The sequence below is a fragment of the Bradyrhizobium sp. WYCCWR 12699 genome (assembly GCF_032144035.1).
Lineage (GTDB): Bacteria > Pseudomonadota > Alphaproteobacteria > Rhizobiales > Xanthobacteraceae > Bradyrhizobium.
The window spans coordinates 421,423-441,190 of record NZ_JAVTJN010000039.1 but is presented as its reverse complement, the minus strand read 5'-3'; the positions used below and the strand labels follow the sequence as shown (position 1 = coordinate 441,190).

At 64.3% G+C, this 19,768-nt stretch carries 15 protein-coding genes; 12 read left to right on the top strand and 3 right to left on the bottom strand.

Features of this window, described 5'->3' with window-relative positions; translation table 11 throughout:
* From RPS27_RS32925 to RPS27_RS32895, 7 genes are all read left to right on the top strand, one after another.
* A partial coding sequence (locus RPS27_RS32925) for an autotransporter domain-containing protein (RefSeq protein WP_313754953.1) occupies positions 1 to 442 on the top strand: 442 nt, incomplete at its 5' end.
* 138 nt (positions 443 to 580) lie between these two features.
* On the top strand, positions 581 to 1,807 hold the full coding sequence (locus RPS27_RS32920; RefSeq protein WP_313754952.1) for a hypothetical protein: 1,227 nt from the start codon (positions 581 to 583) through the stop codon (positions 1,805 to 1,807).
* Positions 1,808 to 1,875: 68 nt separating this feature from the next.
* Positions 1,876 to 3,870, top strand: a complete 1,995-nt coding sequence (locus RPS27_RS32915; protein ID WP_313754951.1) for an autotransporter domain-containing protein — start codon at positions 1,876 to 1,878, stop codon at positions 3,868 to 3,870.
* Between the two features lie 145 nt (positions 3,871 to 4,015).
* Positions 4,016 to 5,131 carry a helix-turn-helix transcriptional regulator gene (locus tag RPS27_RS32910; protein WP_212069481.1) on the top strand — a complete coding sequence of 372 codons (1,116 nt, stop codon included), beginning with the start codon at positions 4,016 to 4,018 and terminating at the stop codon, positions 5,129 to 5,131.
* A 108-nt stretch (positions 5,132 to 5,239) separates the two neighbouring features.
* The gene (locus tag RPS27_RS32905) at positions 5,240 to 6,358 is read left to right on the top strand and encodes a helix-turn-helix transcriptional regulator (RefSeq protein ID WP_211418131.1); all 1,119 of its coding nucleotides are present in this window, start codon (positions 5,240 to 5,242) and stop codon (positions 6,356 to 6,358) included.
* 250 nt (positions 6,359 to 6,608) lie between these two features.
* On the top strand, positions 6,609 to 6,845 hold the full coding sequence (locus RPS27_RS32900; RefSeq protein WP_249132544.1) for a hypothetical protein: 237 nt from the start codon (positions 6,609 to 6,611) through the stop codon (positions 6,843 to 6,845).
* A gap of 186 nt (positions 6,846 to 7,031) precedes the next feature.
* Positions 7,032 to 7,760 (top strand): sulfite exporter TauE/SafE family protein, encoded by a 729-nt coding sequence (locus tag RPS27_RS32895; RefSeq protein WP_212069478.1) that lies wholly within the window; start codon positions 7,032 to 7,034, stop codon positions 7,758 to 7,760.
* On the opposite strand, the gene RPS27_RS32890 is transcribed toward RPS27_RS32895, so the two are convergent.
* Positions 7,757 to 10,945: a multidrug efflux RND transporter permease subunit gene (locus RPS27_RS32890; protein WP_313754949.1), complete on the bottom strand. Its 3,189-nt coding sequence runs from the start codon at positions 10,943 to 10,945 to the stop codon at positions 7,757 to 7,759. The two genes, RPS27_RS32895 and RPS27_RS32890, sit on opposite strands and share 4 nt — an antisense overlap.
* Before the next feature lie 176 nt (positions 10,946 to 11,121).
* On the bottom strand, positions 11,122 to 12,363 hold the full coding sequence (locus RPS27_RS32885) for an efflux RND transporter periplasmic adaptor subunit (protein ID WP_212069476.1): 1,242 nt from the start codon (positions 12,361 to 12,363) through the stop codon (positions 11,122 to 11,124).
* Between the two features lie 199 nt (positions 12,364 to 12,562).
* On the opposite strand from RPS27_RS32885, the gene RPS27_RS32880 reads away from it, so the two are divergent.
* Positions 12,563 to 13,165 (top strand): TetR/AcrR family transcriptional regulator, encoded by a 603-nt coding sequence (locus RPS27_RS32880; protein ID WP_212069474.1) that lies wholly within the window; start codon positions 12,563 to 12,565, stop codon positions 13,163 to 13,165.
* A 68-nt stretch (positions 13,166 to 13,233) separates the two neighbouring features.
* On the top strand, positions 13,234 to 14,106 hold the full coding sequence (locus RPS27_RS32875; protein WP_249132543.1) for an MBL fold metallo-hydrolase: 873 nt from the start codon (positions 13,234 to 13,236) through the stop codon (positions 14,104 to 14,106).
* A 67-nt stretch (positions 14,107 to 14,173) separates the two neighbouring features.
* Here the strand turns inward: RPS27_RS32875 and RPS27_RS32870 are convergent, their stop codons facing one another.
* Complete coding sequence (locus tag RPS27_RS32870; protein ID WP_212069472.1) at positions 14,174 to 15,700, bottom strand: amidase; 1,527 nt, start codon at positions 15,698 to 15,700, stop codon at positions 14,174 to 14,176.
* A 424-nt stretch (positions 15,701 to 16,124) separates the two neighbouring features.
* Between RPS27_RS32870 and RPS27_RS32865 the strand changes: the two genes are divergently transcribed.
* The 3 genes from RPS27_RS32865 to RPS27_RS32855 are packed head-to-tail and all read left to right on the top strand — an operon-like array spanning position 16,125 to position 19,753.
* Positions 16,125 to 17,342, top strand: a complete 1,218-nt coding sequence (locus tag RPS27_RS32865; protein ID WP_212069469.1) for a multidrug effflux MFS transporter — start codon at positions 16,125 to 16,127, stop codon at positions 17,340 to 17,342.
* A 15-nt stretch (positions 17,343 to 17,357) separates the two neighbouring features.
* Entirely contained in the window at positions 17,358 to 18,755 is a 1,398-nt protein-coding gene (guaD, locus tag RPS27_RS32860) for a guanine deaminase (protein ID WP_212069467.1), read from the top strand.
* Positions 18,756 to 18,769: 14 nt separating this feature from the next.
* Positions 18,770 to 19,753 (top strand): antibiotic biosynthesis monooxygenase, encoded by a 984-nt coding sequence (locus RPS27_RS32855; protein WP_313754947.1) that lies wholly within the window; start codon positions 18,770 to 18,772, stop codon positions 19,751 to 19,753.
* Positions 19,754 to 19,768 lie beyond the last annotated feature (15 nt).

The following is a 19,768-nucleotide window of genomic DNA, read 5'->3' as shown; positions in this document are numbered from 1 at the left end:
GCTCAACATCGGCAACGGCTATGTGCTGACGCCGACGGCGCGGCTGCGCTATGTCGCGGGCCGGTTCGACGGCTACAGCGAGACGGGGTCGGCACAGTCGCTGGCAATCGGTGGCCGCACGCTGCAAGATTTCGAGGAGCGCGGCGAGGTCGATCTCTCGCGCGTCACCGCCTTTGCCGGCGGCGAGCTCAAGGCCAACATCCATGGTGGCGTGATCGCGCTCCAGCGGGCCGGTGACACCAACATCAACGCGGTGCTGCTCGGGCAGAACCTGTCGTTCGTGACGCCGGGCAGCCGCAGCACCGTCGGTGCGGTGGCCGGCCTCGGCTTCGATTATCGCACCAGCCGCAACGTGTCCGTGTTCGGCGCGGTCGAGGGCGTGATGATGTCCGACCAGAGCCGCACCGGCGCGGCGAAAGGCGGCGTTCGCGTCGCGTTCTGAACGCGAGTGCGTGCTGTTCTATGGCGTTCATGCAAACAGGTTTTCCGGATTGTACGCCAGTTCGTTTCCGGCAAAGCCGCGGACGTTTCTCTCCAAGCCGGCAGGAACCCGCGTGCCTACGCTGCCGATCGAAGAATCATGCGTTTCGATCTCCGTCCCGCCCTTGCCGCGGACAGCGAGGGATGGCGCATCCGGCTTGTGAAATCGTCTGGGGATATAGAGATGCTGGGAAGGAATTGGTCCGCCGCGCAACGCAGCCGGCTCCTGCGCTGGGGATCGACCACCGCGCTTACGCTTGCGCTGATGCCATCAGTCCTCGGCGGTCGCGCCGAGGCGGCCTGTACGCCTCCGTCTCCGGTTAGCGGCGCCATCGTGAATTGCGCGGGAACGACGACCGACGCGAACGGGACGACCGGCTACGGGACCGCCACGGACAGCGGCAATACGATCAACATCTCTGTGGGGAGCAGCGTCATCGGCACCCATATCGGTATCGAGCAGAGCATGGGTACGGTCAACAATGCCGGCTCGATTCGCACCGATGTAACGAACGGTCAAATCGGGATAGCCGCGCTCAACGGCGTGGATCTGAACAACGCGAGCACCGGCCTCGTCGATGCGCGCGGTGCGAACAGTGTCGCAATCAGCGCTCTCGCTGGGACAGTCAACCTTGAGAATGCCGGCACGATCGTGGCATTCGGCACGGACGCCACCGCGATCTCGGCGAAGACGGTCAACGTCACCAACTCGGGCTCCATCTTCGGCGATCGGTTCGGGATCAACGCGACCGATATCACGGTCACGAACAATAGCGGGGGTAGTATCTTCGTCGGCGGATCGAACGGTTTCGCGATCGTTGCCACCAACAACGTCTTGATCAACAATGCCGGCATCATTTCCGCGCCTGGCACCGCCGAAACGGGGATATCCGGCAACGTCGTGACGATTGCAAGCAATACTGGTCGTATTGCAGGTTCTCGCGCCGCGATCTCTGCCATCACGTCGTCTACCATCAACAATAACGCAGGCGGGCTGATCGAGGCCACCGGCCCAAGCGGCATTGCCGTCTTTGTTGTCAGCGGTACCGCGACGGTGACCAATGCCGGTGAAATATCCGCAAAGGTTACCAACGGTGCGGCTATCGAAGCGGATGCGGTGGTGGTGTCAGCAAATACTGGCCTCATCTCCGGCGGCACACGTGGTATTTTGGCAAACACGGCAACAATTTCCAACGGTGTGGGCGGCACGATCTCGGCGCTCGACGCCAACGGCAAGGCCATCCGGGCGACCACCGCGACGATCGCCAATGCCGGACAATATCCGCACTGGCGACCGGAGGCATCGGCATCGACGCCGATACAGTGAATGTAACGGCCAACACCGGTCTGATCTCGGGTGAAAGCTACGCGATCCGCTCATCAATAGATGCTGTTGTGAAGAACAATGCCGGCGGCACGATCCAGGGCACGAGCTTTGGTGCTGTCGCAGCTTCTGCGGGCACCAACGCCAGCGTCTTCAATGCAGGGACGATCAAGGGCGGGGTTGGCGGCGGAATTGGAGTCCTCTCCGCCGGCACGGTAACCGTCGAGAACGCGGCAGGTGGTTTGATTTCCGCCGGTCAGTTTGCTGTCAGGGGCATCGACGTCAAGGTCAGCAATGCTGGCATCATGGAGTCCACCCTAGGCGGAGCCGCCATCGACGCGCAGTCCGCCTATATCAGCAACTCCGGCATCCTTAGGTCGGTGGCTGGAAGTGCGGTTCAAGTCTTCGGTGATCTCACCTTGAGCAACTCGGGCACCATCCAGGGTGCGCCGACAGCTCCAGCGGTCTACGCCTCGGGGCAAGCGAAAATCACCAATGCCGGTGCTATCTCAGGGCGCTACGGCATCCAGGCCTTCGATGGCCTCAATTTGACGAACGCTGCGGGCGGTGTCGTCTCGGGCAGTGTCCACGGCGTCCTTTCGCAGGGGCCTCTTGTCGTCAACAATGCGGGTTCAATCTCGGGAGCTGCGGGCGGGGCGGTCGGAGCGGCTACTACCGCGACTCTGTTCAACTCCGGCATCATCTCCGGCGGGACCGGTATCAGCTCGGGCGGTGCCGCGAACATCACAAACTCGGGTACGATCATCGGAACCGGCGGCACCGCGATCCTGTTGTCGAACGCGGCCGACACGCTGACGCTGCTGCCGGGCTCGAAGATCAACGGCGTGGTCGATTTCGGCTTCGGCAATGACGTCGTCAACGTCAATCTGTCGCCGATCAGCAGCAAGGTATCCTCGTTGACGACGGTCAATCTGCCGACCTTCATCAATTTCGAGGGAACCATCAAGACGAACGTCTCGAACGGCAACTTCAACGGCCCCTCGGTCGTCTCCGGCCTGACGCTTGCCACGCTCGATCCCACCGCGCTGGCGCAGACCGATCGCACGCTGATGGACTTTACCGGCGGCGTGTCGTCACTGGTGCAGGGCCGCCTCAGCGGCGGCGCCGGGCCGGCCGGCAGCAACATGATGGCGATGGCCTATGCGCCGGAGACGGCGCAGGCCGGGCCCTTCACCAAGGCACCGCGCAGCCTGTGGACGGATCCCGCGCCGATCACGGTGTGGGCCAACAGCTTTGGCGGCCAGCGCATCCAGGACGAGACGGCATCGACGCTGCGTGCGACCTCGACGGCGTGGGGCGGGGCGATCGGCCTCGACCGCAAGGTGCGGCCGGACTGGCTGGTCGGCGCCTTCCTCGGTGGCGGGCAGGGCGGCCTCTCGGTCGATCTGAATTCGCAGAATGTCGACACCAATTACGTGTTCGCCGGCGTCTACAGCCGGTTCGAGTGGGCCTCGCAGTTTTTTGACTTCTCGCTGCAGGGCGGCAATGCGGACAACAGATCGCGCCGGCTGGTGCTGAACAATGCTGCGGTCGGCGGCATGGAGACGGCGCGGGCGAACTACAGCGGCTGGTATATCAGCCCGGAGGTCGCCTACGGTTACAGGCTCAACATCGGCAACGGCTATGTGCTGACGCCGACGGCGCGGCTGCGCTATGTCGCGGGCCGGTTCGACGGCTACAGCGAGACGGGGTCGGCACAGTCGCTGGCAATCGGTGGCCGCACGCTGCAGGACTTCGAGGAGCGCGGCGAGGTCGATCTCTCGCGCGTCACCGCCTTTGCCGGCGGTGAGCTCAAGGCCAACATCCATGGTGGCGTGATCGCGCTCCAGCGGGCCGGCGACACCGGCATCAACGCGGTGCTGCTCGGGCAGAACCTGTCGTTCGTGACGCCCGGCAGCCGCAGCACGGTCGGTGCGGTGGCGGGCCTCGGCTTCGATTATCGCACCAGCCGCAACGTGTCCGTGTTCGGCGCGGTCGAGGGCGTGATGATGTCCGACCAGAGCCGCACCGGCACGGCGAAAGGCGGCGTTCGCGTCGCGTTCTGAGCCGACATCAGCCCTGGCGGCTCGAACGCGATGCCGCCGGCCGGGTGCCATCCGCCCGGCCGGCGCCTCCTCCGATCGGAGGATGTCGCATGCGTCAGCTGTGTTAATCTCGCCGGCATTGATCATTCCAGTGCCATTTCGAGCCATGCCCGGACCGCAGAAACTGCCAGACCTCGTCGAATCCATCTACGATGCCGGGCTCGATCCCACGCTCTGGAACAACGTCGTCGCCGGCGTGCGCGATTTCGTCGGCGGCCAGGCCTGTGGATTGTTTTCGAAGGATTCGATCAGCAAATCCGGCGTCACTCACTATTATTGCGGGGCGGACCCGCATTTCATCCAGCTCTATGCCGACACGCATGCGAAGTTCGATCCGCTCACGGTCTTGCCGCCACAAGGCAAGGTTGTGAGTGTTCCGGACCTCGTCGAATTCGAAGAATATCGCAAGGGGCGTTTTTACCAGGAATGGATGCAGCCGCAGGGCTGCAGCGATGCGGCCAACGTCGTGCTCGAGATGTCGAATGCGAGCTGCCCCGTGATGATGACCGTGCTGTCGGGCCGCCGCATGGTCGATCCCGGCATGAAGCATCGCCTCTCGCTCCTCGTGCCGCACGCCAGCCGCGCGCTCCTGATCAACCGCACCATGACCGCGCAACTCACGCTGGCGACGGCACTGGCTGATGTCCTCGACAATCTGACGGCCGGAATCTTCCTGCTCGACGCCTTCTGCCGCGTGGTGCACGCGAATTCGGCCGGTCACGCCTTGCTTGCAGCCGACGACGTGGTTCGCACCATCGCCGGACAGCTCGTGACCAGCAGCAACGAAGCCAATCAGATGTTCCGCGACGCATTTGCGGGCCGCAACGGCACGCTGCTTGCCGCTCGCGGCCAGGCCATGCCGCTGCTGTCGTCTACGGGCGAGCGCTATGTCGCTCATATGCTGCCGTTGTCCTCCGTGCTGCGGAACGGCAGCGAGCGCGTCGTCGATGCCGCCGGCGCGCTGCTGCTGCGCAAGGTGTCGCTCGACGGACAATCCTGGGGCGAATTGATCGGGCGGACCTTCGACCTGACGCCGACAGAGCTCCGCGTGCTGCTGTCGATCGTCGACATCGGCGGCGTTCCGGAGACGGCGACCGCGCTGGGCATCGCGGAAAGCACGGTGAAGACGCATCTGCATCGCGTCTTCGCCAAGACCGGCGTCAACAGGCAGGCCGATCTCGTCAGGCTCGCGGCAGGGTTTGCCAATCCGCTCGTCAATTGACCGGCACGACCGCAGTGGGCGTTGAACCTTTTGTCGCCGGGACAGACTCACCATAGCCTCCGGGCGTGTAGAACAATTCCGCAATCGCGTTTGACCATGGCTGTTCGGATGTCCCGAGTTCCCAATCACGCCGAGCTGATCGAGAGCATCTATGATGCAGGGCTCCACCCTGAGTTGTGGGGCGAGGTCGTCGTCATGCTCAATGCGTTCATCGGCAGCCAGGCCTGCGGCCTGATCTCGAAGGATACGGTCAGCAAGTCAGGTGCGACTCATTATTACTGCGGGGTCGATCCGCACTACATCCAGCTCTATTCCGAAACCTATTCGCAATACGATCCGCTCGCCCGGCTGCCCCAGTACGGCGAGGTGCGCAACATTCCGGACCTCGTGAATTTCGACGAGTACCGCCGCGGGCGCTTCTATCAGGAATGGCTGCGCCCCCAGGGCTGCGTCGACGTCGCCAACGTGGTGCTCGAGCAATCGAAGTCGCCGTGTCCGATGTTGATGACCGTCATCCCGGGCCGGGAGATGCTCGACGCCGGGCAACGCGCGCGCATGCAGTCGCTGGTCCCGCATGCGAGCCGGGCGCTGCTGATCAACCGCGCGATCGAGCGGAAACAGCAACGCGCGACTGCGCTGGCCGACGTCGTGGATCGCCTGAATGCCGGCGTCGTCCTGCTCGATGCGGCCTGCCGGATCGTCCACAGCAATCCGGCCGCGGAGACGATCCTGGCGACCGACGATGTCCTGCGCTCCATATCCGGCCGGCTGGTGACGAGATCGCCCGATGCAAACCGGGCCCTGCGCAATATCTTCCGCGATCCGGGAGAGGTTGCGGTGGCGGCGGCCGAGGGCCGAAAAATCCCCCTGACGTCGCATGACGGGTCGTACTACGTCGCTCATGTGATCGCGCTGCCGTCGCTGCTGCGCGATGGCGCGACGGAGCGGACGTCGGCGGTCGGAGCCTTGCTCGTCTGGAAAGCGGAACTCGACAGCCGCTCATGTGCCGGCCTGATCGACCGCACGTTCGAGTTGACGCCTGCGGAACTGAGAGTTCTGCAGTCGATCGTCGAGGTCGGCGGTGTGCCGGAGACCGCGGCGGCGCTGGGAATTGCCGAGACGACGGTGAAGACACACCTGCATCGGGTCTTCGCCAAGACCGGCGTGTCCCGCCAGGCCGATCTCGTCAAGCTCGCGGCGGGATTTTCCAATCCGCTTCTGCACTGACGCGCAGCCGCGCCGCTGACTGATCGCTGCAGCTCGCGCTGGGTTCAAACAGCAACATCATTAGAAAGTTATCGCGCGTCATACGATCGAATGACGCGATTTTTTTTGTCCTCTTCTAGAGAGCATCACACGAGTTCTTGTTCGACCCATCAGATGCTTCTGTGAAGCAACTCACAGCAGGCTGGAGTGAATCCCGTCATTCTCTCGCGCAGGTTGAGAGGAGATCGTCATGCGAAGGACGTCACTTGTTATGGCCGACAAGTTCCGAGACATCTTAGCTCGCGTCGGTGCTGTATTTCACGAGCAGCGCAAGATCGACGCGCGGCGCGCGTTGCAGCGCTATCACCATTTGCTGGCTAAGCCGGACCAACCATTGCTCTTGAACGACGTCATTTCGGTCAGCAGGAAAGAGGATATTTCAGGAAATGCCCACGGATCTGATGCGCGCGGGCGCCCCGCCGGCCAGCCGGCCCTCGAGCGCGCGTAATTTCAACATCGTCGCGGTCGTTCTGACCGCGGCGCTCGTCGCTCTTCAACTGATCGGTCTCGCAATCCTGGAGCGGTCCCACGCCCACGCGATGCAAACGCCGTTTCCGCACGAGACGGCCGTCTGCTCCGAGGGGCTGGATGCCGAGGCTTCGCAGATTCCAACCGACTGATCGGAGGACGGTCCGTGCCTGATGTCACGACTCTGATTCTGTTGAGCGTTGCCGTATTCGCGGGGGCCTTCGTTTCGGGACTCTCCGGCTTCGCGTTCTCGGCGGTCGCCGGCGCGATCCTGCTGCGGGTGTTTCAGCCGCTCGAAGCCGTGCCGCTGATGATGGCGTGCAGCATCGGCGTGCAGGCGACCAATCTGTGGGCGCTCCGGCGCAACATCCGCTGGGAGGGCAGCCTGATGCTGATCGTCGGCGGATTGATCGGCGTTCCCATAGCAGTGTCGCTGCTGCAGTCTACGGACACGCACCTGCTCAGGCGCGGATTCGGCATCATCGTCTCGCTCTATGCCGCCTACATGCTGCTGCGGCCGACGCTGGTGACGGCCGGTGAGGCCGTCGGCCGGCACTGGGTCGCGCTGATCGGCTTCGGGGGAGGGCTGGTCGGTGGCCTCACGGCGATGCCCGGTGCGATCCCGACGATATGGTGCGACATGCGCGGCATGCCCAAAAGCGAGCAACGCGGCCTGGTGCAGCCGTTCATTGCGGCGATGCAGGTCTTTGCCATCGCACTGCTGGTCGGGCACCAGGACCTGTCGTCAAAGGTCTTCGTCGATCTCGCCATCAGCCTGCCGGCATTGTTTGCCGGCTCGGCGCTCGGCGTGATCGCCTTCCATCGCGTCAACGAGACGGTCTTTCGCAAGACCGTGCTCGTTCTATTGCTGATATCAGGAGTTTCCCTGGTTTAGTGACCCGCCGTCTGAACCGGCGCGGCGCTGATGTCGCTGCCGTGATGCACCAGCGGCTTGTTGCCGGTGATGGTCCGCAGCAGCACATAGAACACCGGCGTCAGGAACAGGCCGAACACGGTGACGCCGATCATGCCGGAGAACACGGCAACGCCCATGGCCCGCCGCATCTCCGAGCCGGCGCCGGTCGAGAGCACCAAGGGCAGCACGCCCATGATGAAGGCCATCGACGTCATCAGGATCGGGCGAAGCCGCAAGCGGCTCGCCTCGATCGCGGCCCGGATCGGCGTCCGCCCGGCGAATTCGAGCTCGCGCGCGAATTCGACGATCAGGATCGCGTTCTTGGCCGAGAGGCCCACGAGCACGATCAAGCCGATCTGGGTGAAGACGTTGTTGTCGCCCTTGGAGATCCACACGCCGAACATGGCAGCCAGAAGCCCCATCGGCACGATCATGATGATCGAGAGCGGCAGCGTCAGGCTCTCATAGAGCGCGGCCAGCACCAGGAACACCAGGAGGATCGCCAGCGGGAACACCCAGAGGCCGGAATTGCCGGCGATGAACTCCTGATAGGTCAGGTCGGTCCATTCGAAGGCAAAGCCCTGCGGCAGCACTTCCGCCGCGATCCGCGTCGCGGCTTCCTGCGCCTGGCCCGAGGAGAAGCCGGGCGCAGCCGCCGCGTTGATGTCGGACGACAGGAATCCGTTGTAGCGGATTGCGCGCTCCGGCCCCGCGCTCTGGCGGATCTTGAGCAGGGCCGACAACGGCACCATGTCGCCCGAGGACGAGCGCACCTTCAACTGCCTGATGTCGTCGGCACGCGCGCGGAACGGCGCGTCGGCCTGCACGCGGACGGAATAGGTGCGTCCGAACTTGTTGAAGTCGTTGACGTAGTAAGAGCCGAGGTAGATCTGCAGCGTGTTGAAGACCTCCGTCACGGGCACGCCGAGCTGTAGTGCCTTGGTGCGGTCGATGTCGGCGAACAGCTGGGGCACGTTGACGTGGAAGCTCGAGAACACGCCGGCGATCTCCGGCGCCTTCTGCATCGCCGTCATGAACGCCTTGGTCGCTTCGTTCAGCGCGTCATAGCCGAGGCCGGCGCGGTCCTCGATCTGCAGCTTGAAGCCGCCGATGGTGCCGAGGCCGTTGACCGGCGGCGGCGGGAACATGGCGATGAAGGCTTCCTGGATACCGGCATATTTCTTGTTCAGCTCGGCCGCGATGGCATTGCCGCTCAGGGCCGCATCCTTGCGCTCGTCGAACGGTTTGAGCGTCGAGAACACGATGCCGGCGTTCGACGAGTTGGTGAAGCCGGAGATCGACAGGCCGGGAAAGGCCACCGAGCTCTCGACACCGGGCTGGGTCAGCGCGATGTCGCTCATCTTGCGGATCACCTCTTCGCTGCGGTCGAGGGTCGCGCCGTCGGGCAGGCGGGCGAAGCCGACGAGATATTGCTTGTCCTGGCCCGGCACGAAGCCGCTCGGCACTTGCTGGAACAACAGAGCTGTCAGTCCGACCAGCAGGACATAGAGGCCCATCACGGCGGCTTTGCCCGAGATCACTTTGGTGACGGTGCCGCTGTAATTCTCCGAGGAGCGTGTGAAGGCCTTGTTGAAGCCGCGGAAGAACCAGCCGAGGCCCTTCTCCATGATCAACGTCAGCCGGTCCTTCGGCTCGTTGTGGCCCTTGAGCAGCAGCGCCGACAGCGCTGGCGACAGCGTCAGCGAATTGACGGCGGAGATCACGGTCGAGATCGCGATCGTCAGCGCGAACTGCTTGTAGAACTGCCCGGTGAGGCCGGAGATGAAGGCGAGCGGCACGAACACTGCGATCAGCACCATGGCGATGGCGATGATCGGCCCCGAGACCTCGCGCATCGCCTGATAGGTGGCATCGCGCGGCGACAGCCCGGCCTCGATGTTGCGCTCGACATTCTCGACCACGACGATGGCGTCGTCGACGACGATGCCGATCGCGAGCACGAGGCCGAACAGGCTGAGCGCGTTGATGGAGAAGCCGAACACATGCATCACGGCAAATGTGCCGACGATCGACACCGGCACAGCCAGAAGCGGGATGATCGAGGCGCGCCAGGTCTGCAGGAACAGGATCACGACCAGCACCACCAGCGCGATCGCTTCCAGCAGCGTGTGGATCACCGCTTCGATCGACGAGCGCACGAACTGTGTGGGGTCGTAGACGATCTGGTAGGACACGCCCTCGGGCATGTTCTTCTTGATCTCGGCCATGGTGGCGCGGACATTGTCGGAGATCTGCAGCGCGTTGGAGCCAGGCGCCTGGAAGATCGGGATCGCCACTGCCTGCTTGTTGTCGAGCAGCGAGCGCAGGCCGTATTCGGAGGCCCCGAGCTCGATGCGCGCGACATCTCGCAGCCGTACGACTTCGCCGCGTGTGCCGGTCTTGACCACGATGTCCCCGAACTGGTCCTCGTTGGCGAGCCGGCCTTCCGCGTTGACGGAGAGCTGGAGATCGATGCCCTTCACGTTCGGGGAGGAGCCCACCACGCCGGCGGCGGCCTCGACGTTCTGCGCCTGGATCGCCCTCACGATATCGCTCGCGGTCAGCCCGTGCTCGGCGGCCTTTTGCGGATCGACCCAGACCCGCATCGAATAGTCGCCGGCGCCATAGAGCTGGACGTCGCCGACGCCGTCGATCCGCGCCAGCCGGTCTTTGACGTTGAGCACGGCGTAGTTGCGCAAATACGTCATGTCGTAGCGGCCGTTGGGCGACAAGAGATGCACGACCATGGTGAGGTCGGGCGAGGATTTCTTGGTGATGATGCCGAGCTGGCGCACCACGGCCGGCAGGCGCGGCTCGGCCTGCTGCACGCGGTTCTGCACCAGCTGCGTCGCCTTGTCGGGGTCGGTACCGAGGCGGAACGTCACCGTCAGCGTCATCGCGCCGTCGGTGGTCGCCTGGCTCGACATGTACAGCATGTTCTCGACGCCGTTGATCTGCTCCTCGATCGGCGTCGCCACCGTTTCCGCGATCACCTTGGGGTTGGCGCCGGGATAGGTCGCGCGCACCACGACGGAGGGCGGCACGACATCGGGATATTCCGAGATCGGCATCGCGAACAGCGAAATCAGGCCGGCAAGGAAGATCACGACCGACAGCACGCCGGCGAAGATCGGACGATCGATGAAGAATTTTGAGAGATTCATGGCCTTGCCCCTGGGCAATATCGTTCGGTTCTCCGGCAACTCCCCCGTCATTCCGGGGCGCGTAGCACGCGCGAACCCGGAATCCAGAGGTGAGGTGATCGGAGCTTTGTAATTTCTAGATTCTCAGGTGCGCAATTGCGCACCGTAGTTCGCGCTTGCGTGCGCCCGGAATGACGTCAGCGTTGCACCACGTCTTGGTTGCTGTGATTGGAAGCTTGCTGCCCCCGCGCACCCATTGCCGCCACCTCGGTCTTGAGCAGCGCACCAGGCCGCACGCGCTGCAGGCCGTTGACGACGATGCGATCACCGGGCTTCAGGCCCTCGGTGACGACGCGCAATCCGTCGACGGCGCCGCCGAGCGTGATCGGCCGGTACACCGCGCGGCTGTCGTCGCCGACCGCCATCACGAACTTCTTGTCCTGATCGGTGCCGATCGCGCGCTCGTCGATCATCACCAGCGTCTGCTGCTTCGGCTGGCCCATGCGCACGCGGGCGAACTGCCCGGGGATGAGACGCCCGTCATCGTTCTGGAACACCGCGCGGACACGGATCGTGCCGCTCTGGCCGTTGACCTGGTTGTCGATCAGCTGGATATGGCCTTTCGCCGCCAGACCGCCGGAGGTCGTCATCTCCACCGGAATCTGGTCGAGCTTGCCGCGCTGGCCGGAGCTGTCCGCAATGGAATTCAGCGCGTGCAGCACGATCTCTTCATCCGCATCGAACGAGGCGTAGATCGGATTGACCGAGACCAGCGAGGTCAGCACCGGGGAGGCGGTGCCCGCGGCGACGAGGTTGCCGACGGTGACCTCGATCTTGCCGACGCGGCCGTCTACGGGCGCGCGCACCTCGGTGTAGTCGAGATTGAGCTTTGCGGTCTGCAGCGTTGCCTCGGCCGCCTTCACGTTGGCGATCGCTTCGCGGTTGGCGTTCTCGCGCTGATCGAAATCGCGCCGCGTCACGACGGCGTTGCCGACGAGCTGCGCGCCACGCTCGACCTCGCTGGTGGTGAACACCACGCGCGCCTTGGCCGCCTCGAGCTGGGCGTTGGCCTTGTCGACCTCGGCCGCGTAGGGCGCCGGGTCGATCTTGAACAGGACGTCGCCGGCCTTCACCAGCGCACCCTCGGTGAAATTCGCCGACAAGATTGCTCCGGCGACCCGCGGGCGCAGCTCGACCCGCTGGATTGCCTCGAGCCGACCGGAAAAATCGTCCCACAGCGCGGTCTGCTTGGGTTCGATCAGTGCAACCGTGACGGGGACGGCTTGTTCGGCCGCGGCGGCCGTTGCCGTCGCTTGGGCGGCGTGGAAGTAGTGACCGGTCGCAATCGAGCCGGCGGCGGCGAGGGCGCCGACGATAGCGACACCGCCGAGAAGACGGCGAAAACGGCCGGCGGAAGATGTTTCTTGGGAGGGGGGCATTTGCGCGCTCCAGATATGTAGTGTTCACTACAGATGTGGAGCTGGATACCGCAGCGCAAGATACTTATGTATCAGTCGCTAAGAAAATTGTACGCCGATACCGCGACGATTGGAAGACACAAGAAAAAGAAAGTCAGAACAAATAGATAGGGACTGGCGTTAGGCTCACGAGGCCCGCCGATTCCGAGGAGACAAGCACATGCGCATGGGACGCCCCCGCGAATTCGACGCCGAAACGGCGTTGGACCAGGCGATGGAAGTGTTTTGGCGCCATGGCTATGAGGGCGCCACGATCGCCCAGCTCACCGAGGCCATGGGCATCAACCCACCGAGTCTCTATGCCTGCTTCGGCAACAAGGAAGGCCTGCTCAAGGCCGCCCTCGATCGCTACAGCAAATTGCGCGGCGCGTGGATGGACGAGGTGGTCGCGGCCCCCACCGCGCGCGCCGTCGCCGAGCGGATGCTGATGGGCATCGCCGACAAACAGACCGATCCCGCCAATCCGCCCGGCTGCCTGCTTGTGCAAGGCGGCATCGCCTGCGGCACCGGGTCCGAGAACGTCCCCTTCGAGCTCGCCGCCCGCCGCGCCCAGAACGAAGACCAGCTCCGCGCTCGCTTCGTCCGCGCCAAGGCCGAAGGTGATCTCAAGGACAGCGCCGATCCCGCGGCGCTCGCGCGCTATGTTTCGGCGGTGTCGGTCGGCATGGGCGTGATGGCGTCCTCCGGCGCCGATCGTGAAGCGCTGCGACAGGTCGCTGATGTCGCGGTGCAGGCGGTCGAGGCGCAGTCGGGGGAGAGATAGTCATGGTCGTGTCGCGACGAGAATACTCGCGGCAAGCGGCGCGTTTGGGCGAGCCTTCCTCTTAATCCTTGGCCCGCTTTGCGATTGCCGCAGCCGGCCTTGGCAAACCGATCAGTTCGTCGGCCATGGAAGCCCTGATCAATCAACCGGGACCGATCGCGGTCAGGACTGTCGCGAGTTCGGATTGGAAAGCCGATCTATCGGGACTGATCAATTTGAAAGATCCGAAAGCCGTTCAGGCGGGCCTCACAGATCACGAGGAGCCTATCCAGATCCATGCGCATCTCGTGCGGCACCCAACGCAGGGCTTCTTCATGATCGATACGGGTGTTTCAAAGCAGTTTGCCGAGGACCCCAAGAGCGTCGGTGTGCCATGGGTGCTGAAAAGTCTTGCGAAAATGGATAAGCTTCAAGTTCGGGAAGATGCATTGTCGGCCATCGGATCGGAGGGGGTTCCGCTCAAAGGCGTCCTCATGACCCATCTCCATTTCGATCATATCTCCGGAATGCCAGACGTTCCGAAAGACGTTCCGTTCTACACAGGCCCCGGTGAGGCTGAGGAGAAGAAGTTCGAAAACGTCGTCGTTCAGGGGATGGAGGATCGCTTCTCTGAAGGTAGACCCGCAATCCAGGAGTTTCAGTTCACGAAGGACCCCGATGGGAAACTGGAAGGCGTGATCAATGTCTTTGGCGATGGTTCACTGTTTGCGATCCTGACCCCCGGACATACGGCCGGCCATCTCTCCTATCTCGCCCGCACCCCAACGGGGCCGGTGCTGTTTACCGGCGATGCTTGCCATACCCGCTGGGGGTGGGAGCATGGTGTCGAGCCCGGAAGCTTCACCTTCGAGCGGGAAAGCGAACGAAAGAGCCTGCTCCAACTGAAAGCCTTGAGTGAACGTCACCCCAACATGATCGTGAGGTTAGGTCATCAGCCTTGAGTCCGGCGGAGCTGAATGTCCATGGCGCGTCGTGACATGTCGCGACCGCACGACTTGGTCGCCGCTGTCAACGCTGCCGGCCTCGATCATCGCGCAGATTACTTGCAGCCAGCCCCGGCGGCGCCACGAACCCGCCGAATTCGCGTTCGATCAGACCGGCGAGCGCGATCGTCGTGCGGTCCTCCAGATACGGCCCGATGATCTGGACGCCGATCGGCAGGCCCGACGGCGCGCGCTCGATCGGGATGGCGGTTGCAGGCAGTCCGCAGGTCGAAGCCGGGTCGGCCCAGATGAAGCAGGCATCGGCGTAGTTGTAGAGCTTGCCGTCGATGTCGAGCTGCCGCGCGTCGAACGGCTCGGACTGGTCTTGCGGAAAGGCCGGCACGGCCGCGGCCGGATAGATTACCGCGTCGAACTCGCGGAAGAACTGATACCACTTCTGTTGCAGCTGTAACCGCGCCGCGTCGGCCGCCAGCCAGTCGCGGTGGCTCATGCCCCAGCCGCGGGCGCGCTCGGCCTGCAGGCTGCGGTCGTCTGGCGAAAGTGTCGCGGCAGCTGCTTGCGCTTCGGCGAGCGCGGCCGCCGTCAGGCGCGGACTTCTCGCTCCGTTCAACAGCCTCATGTAGAGCCGCGCGGACTCGGCGAGATCGGGCAGGGCCGCGCTTGAACGAGCAACGCGCGCGCCGGTTCGTTCGAGCCGCTCGGCCAATCGCCCGATGGCAGAACGCACCGCATTGCTCGTCGGCATCAGTGGATGGGTATCGACCACGAGAATCCTGAAATCCTCGAGCTGATCGTGGCGCGCGGGAGGCAGTGCAAGCCGATAGCCGACCCCGTCGCGCGTCTCATCGGGACCGGCAATCACGTCGAGCGACAGCGCGAGGTCGGAGGCGGTGCGCGCCATCGGCCCGACGACGGCGAGATCGCCTTGACCGGGAACGGGCGGGGCCGGCGGCAGGCTGTAGCCGCGCAGCGGCACCAGGCCGAGGCTCGGCTTGTGTCCGAACACGCCGCAGAAATGCGCGGGCACCCGGATCGAGCCGCCGATATCCGACCCGATCGAGAGCGGACCGAAGCCCGCCGCGAGGGCGGCTCCGCATCCGCCTGAGGAGCCGCCGGGTGAGCGGCCGAGGTCCCACGGATTGTTGGTCGTCCCGTAAATCTCGTTGTAGCTCTGGAAATCCCTGAGGCCGATCGGGATGTTGGTCTTGCCGATGATGACGGCGCCCGCCGCCTTCAGGCGCGAGACGATGAGAGCATCTTCCGCCGGCTTGAAATCCCTGAAATGCGGAAAGCCCCATGTCGTCGGCCGGCCGGCGACGTTGAACGGCTCCTTCAAGGTCACGGGAATGCCGAGCAACGGCAGCCGCTCGCCGCGGCCAAGCGCAGCATCGGCGGCGCGCGCAGCCGATCTCGCGCGATCGAAATCGCGAACGATGATCGCGTTGATCTGTCCGTCCAGCGCCTCGATGCGCGTGATCGTATGTTCGAGCAGTTCCGACGCAGATATTTTGCTGGCGTGCAGGGCGCTCAGCAATGTGCTGATCGAGCCAAAGCTCAAGTCGCCGGCATCTGCGTTCAATTCCTTCTGCATCATGAACTCCGTTGTATCGCAGCTTGGGCTCCGTCATCCGAATCGAGCGCACTTCGACGCGGATGGGCCGCGAGTTGGTCGCCGTTGCTCATGCCTTCCGACAGGTTAATGGGTCGGTTCAATGGCGAGTTGATCCTGGGCTGATGATGTAACCGTGCGCCTGTTTTGCCCGACGTGTCAAATCTGCGCGCGCGCAGAGTGAGAGCTACCCGCGAGCGAGATTCTCCAACGATTTGTACTTTGCATGGGGTTGTTTTCGCATTTTTGTTTTGGAGGACGACGGCCAGGGCATCAGCCGGTACGTCCTAAGAATTTCTACACACAGTTCTGGCACGTTCCGCGCGTCAATGTCCGCAACCCGCATCGTCGCCTCTCATTGCGCGCACGAAAAGACGGGCCCGCGGGAATCGAGGGGGCGTAATTCATGACTGCACTCGCTTCGGACGCCGGTCGCGCCAGGAGCGGGATCGTGCCGATCCTGCTGTGCGTCGTGCCGTTCAGCCAGATCCCGCTCGATGCCTATACGCCCGGCCTGCCGCAGATGGTGGTGGATCTCGCCACCGACGCGGCCTCGATGCAGAACACCGTCACCGCCTACATGCTCGGCATGTCTCTCGCGCTGGTGCCGGTCGGCATCGCCTCCGACACGCTCGGTCGCCGCAAAGTTCTGCTCGCGGGTCTGTCGGTACTCGTCGCGATGAGCATCGCCTGCGCGCTCGCCACCAGCGCCTCGCTGCTGCTCGGCTTGCGCTTCCTGCAAGGCATCGGGGGCTGCACCTGCCTCGTCGTCGCCTATGCCGTCGCGGCCGACTGCTTTCGCGGCCGTGAGCTCATGGCGATCTCCGGTCTGCTTGGCGCGGCCTGGGGGCTTGCGCCTGTGCTGGCGCCAGCGGCCGGCGGCTTCATCGTCGAGCTGACCTCATGGCGCGGCGTCTTCGTCATCATCGCCATCGCCGCGGCGATCGTAGCCGGGATCGTCGCATTCCTTCTCCCAGAGACGCTGCCCGCTGACCGGCGGGCACCGTTCGATCCGCGCCGCACGGCCGGCATCCTGCGCAATGCGCTGCTGCGTCCGGGCTTCCTGGCTTTCGTCCTTGTTTTTGCCGCGGCGGCCAGCGCGCAGCTCGCCTTCGGCGTCGTCGCGCCGTTCTTCTATCAGACCGGTCTCGGCTACTCGGCGGCGATCTACGGCCTCGTCGCGCTCGGCCTCGGCGGCGTCAATCTCGCCGGCGAGCTCGGCTGCGCGCATTTCGCGCGCTTCATGCCGGCGCGCGTCCTCGGCTTCGGCGCCTTCGCGCTGTTTCTTGCCGGTTCGGCGGTGCTGACCGCGACAGGCATGACGGTCGGTCTCGACTTCGTGTCGATCACGATCGGCGGCGCGCTGGTGCTCGGCGGCTGCGGCGTGCTGTGCCCGATGATGTACGGCATGGCGCTCGGCCTGTTCGAACGCGACCACGGCCTGATCGGCGGCCTGATCAGCGCGCTCTGCTACCTCGCCGTCAGCGGCGCCATGGCGATCGCGGCGGTGTTGCCTGAAGCCACGCAGGCGCCGATCGGATGGCTCTATCTCGGCCTCTGCGCAATTGCGGGCGCGCTGCTTGCGATCTCGCTGCCGTCAGTGCGCCACGCCACACAGACCTAAGGGAGGAACCCATTCATGACCAGCGTCGGTATTCGCGGCACGTTCTTCGATTTCGTCGATGATCCCTGGAAGCACGTCGGCAACGAGCAGGCCGCCGCGCGCTTTCACCAGGACGGCCTCATGGTCGTCACGGATGGCGTCATCAAGGCGTTCGGTCCTTACGACATGATCTCTGCTGCGCATCCGGGCGTGCAGGTCACTCATATCAAGGACCGCATCATCGTCCCTGGCTTCATCGACGGTCATATCCATCTGCCGCAGACCCGCGTGCTCGGGGCCTATGGCGAGCAGCTGCTGCCGTGGCTGCAGAAATGGGTCTATCCGGAAGAGCTCAAATACCGCGATCGCAACTATGCGCGCGAGGGCGTGAAGCGTTTCCTCGACGCGCTGCTGGCGTCCGGCACCACCACCTGCCAGGCCTTCACGAGCTCCTCGCCGGTTTCGACCGAGGAATTGTTCGAGGAGGCCGCCCGCCGCAACATGCGCGTCATCGCGGGCCTCACCGGCATCGATCGCAACGCGCCGGCCGATTTCATCGATACGCCTGAGAATTTCTATCGCGACAGCAAGCGGCTCATCGCGGAATATCACAACAAGGGCCGCAACCTCTACGCCATCACACCGCGCTTCGCCTTCGGCGCCTCGCCGGAATTGCTCAAGGCGTGCCAGCGGCTCAAGCACGAGCATCCCGATTGCTGGGTCAACACCCACATCTCCGAGAATCCGGCCGAGTGCAGTGGCGTGCTGGTCGAGCACCCGGACTGCCAGGATTATCTCGGCGTCTACGAGAAGTTCGACCTGGTCGGGCCGAAATTCTCCGGCGGCCATGGCGTCTATCTCTCCAACAACGAATTCCGCCGCATGTCGAAGAAGGGCGCCGCGGTGGTGTTCTGCCCGTGCTCGAACCTGTTCCTCGGCAGCGGCCTGTTCCGCCTCGGCCGCGCCACGGATCCGGAGCACCGCGTGAAGATGTCGTTCGGCACCGACGTCGGCGGCGGCAACCGCTTCTCGATGATTTCCGTGCTCGACGACGCCTACAAGGTCGGCATGTGCAACAACACGCTGCTCGACGGCAGCATCGATCCAACGCGCAAGGATCTTGCCGAGGCCGAGCGCAACAAGCTCTCGCCTTATCGCGGCTTCTGGTCGATCACGCTCGGCGGCGCCGAAGGCCTCTACATCGACGACAAGCTCGGTAATTTCGAGCCCGGCAAGGAGGCCGATTTCGTCGCGCTCGATCCGAACGGCGGGCAGGCCGCGCAAACCTGGCACCAGTCGCTGATTGCCGACGGCGCCGGCCCGCGCACGATGGACGAGGCCGCGAGCATGCTGTTCGCCGTCATGATGGTCGGTGACGACCGCTGCGTCGACGAGACCTGGGTGATGGGCAAGCGCCTCTACAAGAAGAGCTGAGCGGCGGCAAGCCCATGAGCGCATCGTCAGACACCGCCGGTCAGCCGGTCGCCCTCGTCATCCAGCGCCGCATCGTCGATGACGGCTTCGCCGCGTTTGCGCGGTGGAACGGCGAGGTCGGCGAGGCGCTCAAGGCCTGGCCCGGATTCCTGGGGCAGGAGGTGGTGCCGCCGCGGCCGCCGGCCCACGTCGATTGGGTAACGATCCTGCGTTTTGCCAGTCCCGCCGCGGCGCGCGCCTGGCTTCAGAGCGAGGTGCGGGCGAAGCTGATTGCGGAGGTGCAGCGCTATTTCGTCGGCTCGGAGGACGTTCACATCCTGCCCGATACCGGCGTTCAGCGCGACAACGCGGTGTCCGCGGTGATCTCCTTCAGGGTCCCGGCCGAGCTGGAAGATTCGTTCCTCAAATGGCAGCAGCGCATCCAGGCCGCGGAGGCCGAGTTCAAGGGATTTTTGCGCCACAAGATCGAGCGGCCGATTCCGGGACTGCACGAGGAATGGATCGTCATCCTGTCGTTCGACTCTGATGCCAACCTCGATGCATGGCTCGGCTCGCCCGTGCGGAAGACGCTGCTGAAGGAAGGCGAGCGCTTCAACGCCGGCCTGAACGTCAAGCGTGCGAGCTACGGCTTCAATTTCTGGTTCCCGGCCGGCAAGGAGCGGGCGCCGGAGCAAGGGCCGGGCTTCATCTGGAAGAGCAACCTCATCGTCCTTCTCGTGCTCTACCCCGTGGTCTACCTCTGGGGCACGTTCATCAGCGCACCGCTGATCGACAGCCACGGCGTGCCGGTCTGGCTGTCGCTGTTCGTCGGAAATCTCGTCAGCACCCAGTTGCTCGGCTGGTGGCTGGTGCCCGCCGCCTTCAGGGCGCTCGACTGGTGGGTGGCGCCGAAGGCGGCTATCAGTCGCCAGATCGCAGGTTACACACTGCTTGCCGCGCTCTATGCGGCGTCGATGGGTCTGTACGCGCTGCTGCTCGCGTGGCATTGGGGGCGGTGAGACCGTCCACAGCTG

Excerpts from the sequence above, each read along its gene's own strand:
- RPS27_RS32920 (WP_313754952.1), top strand. The coding sequence starts at position 581 with ATGCGTTTCGATCTCCGTCCCGCCCTTGCCGCGGACAGCGAGGGATGG.
- RPS27_RS32910 (WP_212069481.1), top strand. The coding sequence starts at position 4,016 with ATGCCCGGACCGCAGAAACTGCCAGACCTCGTCGAATCCATCTACGAT.
- RPS27_RS32905 (WP_211418131.1), top strand. The coding sequence starts at position 5,240 with ATGTCCCGAGTTCCCAATCACGCCGAGCTGATCGAGAGCATCTATGAT.
- RPS27_RS32900 (WP_249132544.1), top strand. The coding sequence starts at position 6,609 with ATGGCCGACAAGTTCCGAGACATCTTAGCTCGCGTCGGTGCTGTATTT.
- RPS27_RS32890 (WP_313754949.1), bottom strand. The coding sequence starts at position 10,945 with ATGAATCTCTCAAAATTCTTCATCGATCGTCCGATCTTCGCCGGCGTG.
- RPS27_RS32885 (WP_212069476.1), bottom strand. The coding sequence starts at position 12,363 with ATGCCCCCCTCCCAAGAAACATCTTCCGCCGGCCGTTTTCGCCGTCTT.
- RPS27_RS32880 (WP_212069474.1), top strand. The coding sequence starts at position 12,563 with ATGCGCATGGGACGCCCCCGCGAATTCGACGCCGAAACGGCGTTGGAC.
- RPS27_RS32870 (WP_212069472.1), bottom strand. The coding sequence starts at position 15,700 with ATGCAGAAGGAATTGAACGCAGATGCCGGCGACTTGAGCTTTGGCTCG.
- RPS27_RS32865 (WP_212069469.1), top strand. The coding sequence starts at position 16,125 with ATGACTGCACTCGCTTCGGACGCCGGTCGCGCCAGGAGCGGGATCGTG.
- guaD (WP_212069467.1), top strand. The coding sequence starts at position 17,358 with ATGACCAGCGTCGGTATTCGCGGCACGTTCTTCGATTTCGTCGATGAT.
- RPS27_RS32855 (WP_313754947.1), top strand. The coding sequence starts at position 18,770 with ATGAGCGCATCGTCAGACACCGCCGGTCAGCCGGTCGCCCTCGTCATC.